An 8,719-nucleotide genomic window follows, 5' to 3' on the forward strand; every position below is an offset into this window, starting at 1 on the left:
GAAGCGGGGTATGGGGTCAAGGTCATGCGGGGTTATTCCAATAACATCTGTCGCATCGGGATGGCGCTGGCGTTTGCCGTGCCCGGTTTCGCGCTGCCGGCGATGGCCGATCCCGTGCAGCGGCCGACACCGGTCGCCGGCTCGGTCATCGCCCGCAAGACCGGCGAGGAGGTCCGCTTCATCGACGTATCGGACTGGCGCGTCGTCGACCTCCATCAGGATCTTCTGACCGGCGACGTGCTGCGCACCAATGCCAACGGCCAGCTCGCCATCGTCTTTTCCGATCACACCCAGGTTCGCCTGGGCCGCAATTCGTCGCTGCAGGTCAAGAAGATGGCGGCGAGCGGCGATACGACCCTCGAGCTTCAGACCGGCACCATCTGGGCGCGCGCCGAGCGCGGCGGCCAGGGCCTGACGGTCGAGACGCCTGCAGCGGCCGCCGCCATCCGCGGCACCGACTGGACCATGACCGTCAAGGGCGATCAGACGTCGATGATCGTGCTCGAAGGCCGCGTGGCCCTCAGCAACCCGCAGGGCAGCGTCGAGGTGAACCAGGGCGAAGGGGCGGTCGCCACCATCGGCCAGGCGCCGCATAAGCTCATCAGCGTCAATCCCGACGACCGCGAACAGATGCTCTTCTATCTCGACCTGCGCGACGGTTTCGGCCTGATGCCGACCTCGCCGCTGCGGGCCGACCGCATGGCGACCGAGCGCCGCCGCCTGCTGGCGCTGCCGCCGGAGCGCCGCAGCATCGAAGATTGGCTGGAACTTGCCGAAGTGCAGAGCGCCTTCGACGGGCGGCAGGCCGCAGCTGCAACGTTGCAGAACATTCGCGGCCGCAAGCTGACAGTCGCTCAGCAGGCCCGCGTCGACCTGCTCGACGCCACCATTGCCGGCTCCGAAAAGCGCTACGGCGATGCCGCCAAGCTCTTCCAGAAAGCCCTGCCGCATCTTGACCCGACACGCCGCAACATGGCGCAATATGGCGGCTATTTCGCCCGTTCGCTGGCCGATCCCGCCCATTCCGAAGCGCCGCCGGCCAATACTACCGGCCCCTATGGCGCCATCATGCAGGCTTACACGGCGGGCTTTCTGGAAAACCCGCGTGCAGCGCTCGAGATCATCAAAAAGGCGGAACGGCGCTATCCCGACGATCCGACCCTGCCGGCGGTTCGCGCCCAGCTGGCGCAACTCATCGACGACCGCCAGCAGATGAAAGAAGCGATAGAACGCTCGCTGGCCCTCGATCCTGATCATCCGATGGCTCTCTCCGCCCGCGCCGAATACAAGGCAGCCTATGAAAGCGACATCGACGGCGCGCTCGCTGATTTGAATCATGCCATCGAGCTTGCTCCCGGCGACTCGGGCGCGCTGAATTCTCTCGGCCTGCTGCAGAGTTCACGCGATGCCAATGGCGAAGCGGAAAAGGCATTCAAGAAGGCGATCGAGCTTGATCCGCAGGACCCGCTGCTGCACGCGAACCTCGCTATGCTCTATCTTGATCAATCTCGCATGAAGGAAGCCAAGCGCGAGATCGATACCGCGATCGCCCTCGATCCGTCTTTCGACATCGCACTGCTTGTCCGCGGCCGCTACTACCTGCAAAGTGGCGAGAGGGACAAGGCGCTGGAAGACCTGCTCGCCGCCAGCACCGCCAACCCCGCGCATTCGCAATCGCAGATGATGCTCGCCGCCGCCCATTATGAAAAAGGTGACCGCATCCCTTCCCAGCAGGCGCTCGACAATGCCGACCGGCTCGACAACAACGACCCGGCTATCTCGGCCTTCCGCACCGCCGTCGATATTGACGATTACGATGCCGACGGCGCGATCCGCAATGCGCAGGAATACTTGCGCCGCTCGCGCGCTCGCGGGGGCGATTACAGCTCGCTCGGCGCAAACGCGAGTGCCGGTTCGACGCTGAATAACGCCTTTCGTCTGCAGGGTCTGGAGGCCTGGGGCCGCTATTATGGCGATGCCACTTTTGATCCCTTCAAGGGCACCGGTTACATCGATCAGTCAATCAAGGGCAGCATCTTTCCTTTCGTCAACGCGACCAGCTTCAGTGATGACAATGTCATCCAGAACCGCGGCAACACGTCGAGCTATTCATCCTTCATCCAGGGCTTGTTGATTTCTCCGCACATGCTGTCGGGCCGTTCTCGCTCGGCAACGCTGTTCGACGTTCCCTTCATCGAAGGCTCTGTCGGCGGCGGCATCAACAGCATCGATGGCCATACCAGGCGGATCGGCGAAGCCGAGATCCAAGGCTATTCCAATGAGACGATCCCGATCAGCTTCTATGGCAATCTGAGCTGGGAAGAACTGGCGCTTGATCGCGATTTCCGGGATTTCGGCGGCGTTCAGACAGACAACAAACTGCTGAGCGCCAACGGTTATCTGACGGCAACGGTCACGCCTGATGATCGCGTAGTCGCCTTCGTGAACCACGGCAAGAATGACGGAGCGCTAAGCGCGCAGACGCAGGGCACGACGCTAACGGACCTGTTCAATTTGGCAGGTATTCCGCTCACGACGACAGTATTGCCGGAATATGTCAGCCGCGATATTGACAACGAGATCACCAATGCCGGCATTGGCTGGAGCCACACCTTTGCCTATGAAAACATATTGAATGGTGCATTCTTCTATTCGGGGATCAGGTCGAAGACGACAACCTCTCTTCAGGTCGACGACGCCCGCGTTATACCGCTGCCCGATCCAGACATCATTCCTGTCGCAGACGGAACCGAGGACACCTCCTCCAAGACTTACATCGGGGCTCTCAGCCATTCCATCGGCAACGGGCCGCTGACCTGGCGGTACGGCATCGAAGGCGGCTGGAGCGACCTCAGCACGACCGTCTTCTCCCGCACTTATGAACTCGTTCCTCGCTTCCCATTAATCCCAGGATTCGTCGACGGCCCGAACACCTCAAGCAACACTATCAATATCGGCCGCGCCTATGTTGATGTGCTGCACGAGATCACGCCCGATCTCAAGGGCGAATACGCCTTGTTCGCCACGCGCCTGGAGGGCGACGGCATCGATATCAGCCGGCTGGAGCCGCGCTTCGGCCTCGCCTGGGCGCCGATTCAAAACCACTGGCTGCGTGCCGCCTTCATGCGGCAAAGCTTTGATACTACCGTGCCGACCCTTGCTCCGATCGGCATACTCGGACTGCAGGCCAATCAGTTTTCCAACAATCTGCGGGGCTATACGGATACGGCCGCCCTGCAATGGGATGCCGAATGGACCGACCGCTTCTTCACTTCGGTCGAGTACCAGCATCAGGAACTGCATGATTTCTCGGTCGATTTTCCGCTGATCTCGCTTCCCTCGGATACCAGCCTGCCGATCTCGCGCGGCAGCATCGATCGGGCCGCCGTCACCGCCAATGTCGCGCTCGGCAACGGATTCGGTCTTTCGGCCACCTATGCCTATATGGATTCGGAGAACAGGGATCCGCTCGAGCCGATCTATGGCGGCCCCCTTCCGTTCATACCGCAGAATTCCGGGCAGATTGCGCTGACCTGGGTCAACGAGGCCAAGGTCAAGGCAACCGTTGCCGCCAACTACATCGGCGAGCGCGACGGCGATCGCTTCGGCACGAAACTCGACGATTACTGGAGCCTCGACGCCCACCTCGTCTGGGAACCCTTCGACAAGCGCATGGAACTCGAGGCCGCCGCCTATAATCTGCTCGACGAAGATTTCGAGATCACGCCCGGCGTGCCCGGCTGGGGCCGCGCCTTCAAGGGCACGCTCAAAGTCCGCTTCTGATGCGGGCGGACCACAAGCCTCGGCAGGCCGGGCTGGACGGCGGTCAGGCCGGAAGCCGCCGCCTCAGGCTGCTGGTGCTGTCGCTCAGCGTGCTGGTCGCCATCTCGCTTCTGTCGCGCCTGCCCGCCTGGTCGCTGCTGGAACTCAGAAGCTTCGACTATCTCTCGACCGTCGACGATCCGCGTCCGCCGAAGGACGGCCCCATCATCGTCGCGATCGACGAGCCTTCGCTCGCCGATATCAACGCGCAATGGCCCTGGCCGCGCAGCCTGCATGCCGAACTTGTCAGCCAATTGCGCGCGGCCGGCGCCCGCGTCATCGGCCTCGACATCATCATGGCCGAGCCATCCAACCCAGGCAACGACGCGGCAATCGCCAAGGCGGTCGGTCCCGATGTCGTGCTTGCCGGCGATGAAACGCTGATCGAGACGCCGCAGGCCTCACAGCTGATCCGCGCCACGCCGCTGCCGGCGTTGACCGACGCGGGTGCCGTGACCGGCATCGCCTCGATCGATCTCAGCGGTGACGGCATCTTCCGCCGCATTCCCGGCTATGAGGACGGCTTTGCCGCCATGCTGGCCAAGGCCTCGGGGGCGGCGACGGAGATCCTGCCGGCCGGGCGACTGATCCAGTCCCTCGGCCCGGCCCGCAGCTATCCTACGGTCTCCTATTACCAGGCGCTCGATCCTCAGAACCTGCTGCCGCCGGGCTATTTCAAGGACCGCGTCGTGCTCGTCGGCCTCAGCCTGCAGAATGCACCTGAGATCGACAAGGGCGGCGTCGATGCTTTCGCCACGCCTTACACAGTTCACACCGGCAAGCTCGTCCCCGGCGTCGAAATCCAGGCGACGATCTACGATAATATCCGCTACGGCCTGTCGATCCGCGAAGCGCACCTGCCGGCGGTCGCCGCCTGCATCCTGATCTCGGTGCTGCTTGCGGCGCTGACCGTCTGGCGCTCGACCGGATGGCCGACGATCGTGACCAGCGCGGCCGCCCTCCTCGCCTTCGCGGCCGTCAGCTTTGCAGGCATCCGGCTCGGCCATGTCTTCGTCTCGCCGCTCGGCCCGACCGTCGCCTATATCTCCGTCGTCTTCGGTCAGGCCGCCTTCGATTTTGCCGAGGAGCGCCGCAACAAGCGCCAGATCATCCGCGCCTTCGCCCAATATATTTCGCCCGATCTCGTCAAGCGCCTGTCGAACGACCCGTCGCAGCTGAAGCTCGGCGGCGAGCGGCGCACCCTCTCGGTGCTGTTTTCCGACGTGCGTGGCTTCACCACCATCGCCGAGACGCTGAAGGACGATCCGGAGCAGCTGACCGGCCTGATCAACCGGCTGTTGACGCCGCTCTCCGACGTCGTGATGGATCACGGCGGCACAATCGACAAATATATGGGCGACTGCATCATGGCCTTCTGGAATGCACCGCTCGACGATCCCGACCATGCACTGCACGCCGTGCGCGCCGCGCTCGCCATGCAGGCGGCGATCTCGAGGCTGAATAACCAGCTGGAGCGGGAAGCGGCGGCACTCGGCCGCAAGCCGCACGTCCTGAAGATGGGCGTCGGCATCAACACCGGCGAATGCATCGTCGGCAACATGGGCTCGAACCGCCGCTTCGACTATTCCTGCCTCGGCGACAGCGTCAACCTCGCCTCGCGCCTCGAAGGCGCCTCGAAAAATTACGGCGTGGCGCTGCTGCTCGGCGAGGAAACCGCAAGACTGGTCGCCGTGAACTACACGGTGATCGAACTCGACCGCATCATCGTCAAGGGCCGCACCGTGCCCTCGCCGATCTACACCGTCGTGCATAAGGCCGATGCCGAGGCGCTGGCCGCGCATGAGGATTTTATCGAGGCGAAATATGCCGGCACGCTTGCGCCATCCGATCCTGTTTTCGACACGCTGGCAGCAAAAATTCCGGAGCTTGCCGGCTATTATATGATCGTGCGGGATGCGCTGGTTGGCGATGGTGGGGAGTGACGGAACAGCATTTCGCGACCCATGAGTTGGGCGCGGCCCCCTCCCAACGCTCCTTATCATGAGGTGCGAAGGACACGCCGCAGCGTTGCCCCCTGCATCCATAACTTCCGGCACACCCGCCTCGTCCTTCGAGGCCCCTGCGGGGCGCCTCAGGATGAGGCTCTCTTGGGCCTCGGCGCGGCATCCTCCAGATTGGAGAGGAGATCGTTATGCGGCCCGCAGCCTTGCGATCTCAGGTGCAACCACTGCGATGAACAATCCGGGATCGCCCAGAGCCCGCGCCGAGAGCATGGCCCCATGAACTGAGGCCATCAGCATCTGCCCCTGCTCTTCCGGCCGCTTGTCGAGCTGGAACAGGCCCTGCTCGACGCCGGCCTGCAGCACCGAGGTGAGCCATGCAGCAAGATTTCGGAAATGGGCACGAACGCGTGATGCCACCTCGTCGGGCAGCATCTGCATCTCGCTGGCAAGCATAGCGCAGACGCAGAAGGGCTGCGCCGCGTTCTCGATGCAGGAACGCCAGTAATTGGCGTAGAACTGCAGCTGATCGACAGGGCTTGCCGCCTGCTCGCGCAAAGACTGCAAACCCGCCTCCGCCTGCCTGGCGTAACGGTCCACCAGCACCGCGACCAGCTCGGCCTTCGCAGGAAAATGGTGGTGGATGCTCGCCTTCCGGATGCCGATCGCGGCCGAGATGTCGGCATAGCTGAAGCCGTTATAGCCGCCCGCCACGATGAGCGACTGGGCGACGTCGAGAATTTTATCGGAGGTGGAAGCCATTGATTTCATGACGTCGCCTACCTTTTGGTAGGCAGATTGTCAAGCCCTTGCGGCATTCCTCTTGCTCACAATGAGGTGTGCGGGCGACGCGTTGACTCGAGGTATTTATCTTCCTACTAGTAGGTAGACAAACCAAGGAGCCCCTGCCGATGCAAGACAATTCCTCTCCCCAGCCCAACTGGCTGCGATCCTATTATTTCACGCGCGCCGCATTCTCTCTGATCTGGATTGCCACCGCCATTCTCTCGGGCGGGCAAGCGAACCTTGCGGCCTTCCTGCTGGTGATCTATCCGCTGTGGGATGCCGCGGCCAACCTCGTCGACGCCCGCGTCAATGGCGGCCTCAAGGCCAACCGTTCGCAGGCATTGAATGTCGTCGTCAGCACCATCACCACACTCGCCGTCGTCATCGCCCTCGGCAAAAGCAACTATGCCGTCCTTGCCGTCTTCGGGGCATGGGCGATCCTTTCCGGGCTCTTGCAACTCTCAACAGGTGTCAGGCGCTGGCGCATCTACGGCGCCCAATGGGTGATGATCCTCAGCGGTGCGCAATCGGCGCTTGCTGGCGCCTTCATGATCAGCTGGTCTTTCGGCGCCGCATCGCCGACGATTCTTGACATTGTTCCCTATGCAGGCTTCGGCGCCTTCTATTTCCTGCTTTCCTCGCTCTGGCTTGTCGCCGCAGCCTACCGCAAGGCACAGGCATAAGCGCCATGACGGCGGCAAGTTCGCCCCCATTTGTCGCCGTCGAAACGACGAAGCTCCGACGGTCGCGGTGCACGAGATTTGCGGAGACGATCACCTTCTTTCGCGCTATGAAGGGCCATCCTTGATCCCACCCACAGATCCCGAGGTCACGCCTATGGCTTTGAACGTTCTCTTCATCGGCGGCACCGGCCAGATCTCATATCCCTGCGTCGAGCGCGCCGTTGCCGCGGGCCACCATGTCAGCGTCTTCAATCGCGGCTTGAAAAGCGCCCCCCTGCCTGCGGGCGTGAGTTCGATCGTCGGCGAACTCGGATCGGGCGCTTACGCAGAACTCGCCAAGGTCAATTATGATGTCGTCTGCCAGTTCATCGCCTTCACGCCCGATCAGATCGCGCGTGACATCGAGGTCTTCTCTGGCAAGTGCGGCCAGTACATATTCATCTCCTCGGCTTCAGTCTATGAAAAACCGCCGCGTCACTACGTGATCACCGAGGAGACCCCGGCGATCAATCCGTACTGGCCCTACAGTCAGGCCAAGATCGCCTGCGAGGAATTACTCAAGAAATCCGACAATCTCGCCTGGACGATCGTGCGTCCCAGCCACACCGTTCGCACTGGCCTGCCGATGATGATGGGCGACAGCGACATCATGGCGAGACGCCTGCTGGACGGAGAGCCCATCATCGTGGCGGGCGACGGCCACACGCCCTGGACGCTGACCCGCTCGGCCGATTTTGCCGTGCCTTTCGTCGGCCTCTTCGGCAAGCAGGCGGCGGTGAACGAGATTTTCCACATCACCTCCGACCGCGCCCACATCTGGGACGATATCCAGAAGACGATCGCCAGATTGCTAGGCGTCGAGGCGAAGATCGTCCACGTGCCGACGGATGCGCTGATCAAATACAATCCGGAATGGGTTGGCCCGCTCCTGGGCGACAAGGCCTGGACCGCGATCTTCGACAATTCGAAGGTCAAGCGCGTGGCCGGCGACTTCACATGCGCCGAGAGCCTGGACGAAATCCTCGCCGAGCCGATCATGCACCTCAAACAGCGCCTGGCCAAAAGCCGTCCGCCGAGAGGTGAGCTTGATGCCTTGATCGACAAGATTTGCACGGAGCAAAGTGCACTCGGCTAGGATGAGGCTATTGTGGCGTTGGCGCGGCATCCACCAACCTCCCTCATCCTGAGTCGCGCAGGCCATAGGCCGGAGCCTCGAACATGTTCCAACGTTGCTCCTTGCATCCATCGACTCTCAGCGCACCCGCCTCGCCCTCGAGGCCCCTGCGGGGCACCTCAGGATGAGGCTCTCGTTGGCGTTGCCTTCATCGGGCACGGCATCCTCCAGCGCCCCTCATCCTTGTACGTTGCCGCTGCTGTATAATGCGGCTGTGCGACGGAGATGCGTGTCATCCCGGGGTTTTGAACTCGTGCCTCAGCAAGCATCTCCGTCGCCATGTCTTCGCTCGA

The 8,719-nt window shown here is 62.4% G+C and carries 5 protein-coding genes; 4 read left to right on the top strand and 1 reads right to left on the bottom strand.

What is annotated here, in order from left to right; all coding sequences use genetic code 11:
- Positions 1 to 24: 24 nt before the first annotated feature.
- Complete coding sequence (locus tag EFD56_RS21115; RefSeq protein ID WP_126906160.1) at positions 25 to 3,783, top strand: FecR domain-containing protein; 3,759 nt, start codon at positions 25 to 27, stop codon at positions 3,781 to 3,783.
- Positions 3,783 to 5,765 (top strand): CHASE2 domain-containing protein, encoded by a 1,983-nt coding sequence (locus EFD56_RS21120; RefSeq protein ID WP_126906161.1) that lies wholly within the window; start codon positions 3,783 to 3,785, stop codon positions 5,763 to 5,765. Before EFD56_RS21115 ends, EFD56_RS21120 begins: the two co-directional genes overlap by 1 nt.
- A 207-nt stretch (positions 5,766 to 5,972) precedes the next feature.
- Here the strand turns inward: EFD56_RS21120 and EFD56_RS21125 are convergent, their stop codons facing one another.
- A complete protein-coding gene (locus EFD56_RS21125; RefSeq protein ID WP_126906162.1) occupies positions 5,973 to 6,554 on the bottom strand; it encodes a TetR/AcrR family transcriptional regulator in 582 nt (193 codons plus the stop codon).
- A gap of 140 nt (positions 6,555 to 6,694) precedes the next feature.
- Here EFD56_RS21125 and EFD56_RS21130 point away from each other — a divergent pair, with 140 nt between their 5' ends.
- The gene (locus tag EFD56_RS21130; protein WP_126906163.1) at positions 6,695 to 7,252 is read left to right on the top strand and encodes a DUF308 domain-containing protein; all 558 of its coding nucleotides are present in this window, start codon (positions 6,695 to 6,697) and stop codon (positions 7,250 to 7,252) included.
- A 154-nt stretch (positions 7,253 to 7,406) separates the two neighbouring features.
- Positions 7,407 to 8,387: an SDR family oxidoreductase gene (locus EFD56_RS21135; RefSeq protein WP_126906164.1), complete on the top strand. Its 981-nt coding sequence runs from the start codon at positions 7,407 to 7,409 to the stop codon at positions 8,385 to 8,387.
- Positions 8,388 to 8,719: the final 332 nt, after the last annotated feature.

This window comes from Rhizobium phaseoli (genome assembly GCF_003985125.1).
GTDB lineage: Bacteria > Pseudomonadota > Alphaproteobacteria > Rhizobiales > Rhizobiaceae > Rhizobium > Rhizobium phaseoli.

Excerpts from the sequence above, each read along its gene's own strand:
- EFD56_RS21115 (WP_126906160.1), top strand. The coding sequence starts at position 25 with ATGCGGGGTTATTCCAATAACATCTGTCGCATCGGGATGGCGCTGGCG.
- EFD56_RS21120 (WP_126906161.1), top strand. The coding sequence starts at position 3,783 with ATGCGGGCGGACCACAAGCCTCGGCAGGCCGGGCTGGACGGCGGTCAG.
- EFD56_RS21125 (WP_126906162.1), bottom strand. The coding sequence starts at position 6,554 with ATGAAATCAATGGCTTCCACCTCCGATAAAATTCTCGACGTCGCCCAG.
- EFD56_RS21130 (WP_126906163.1), top strand. The coding sequence starts at position 6,695 with ATGCAAGACAATTCCTCTCCCCAGCCCAACTGGCTGCGATCCTATTAT.
- EFD56_RS21135 (WP_126906164.1), top strand. The coding sequence starts at position 7,407 with ATGGCTTTGAACGTTCTCTTCATCGGCGGCACCGGCCAGATCTCATAT.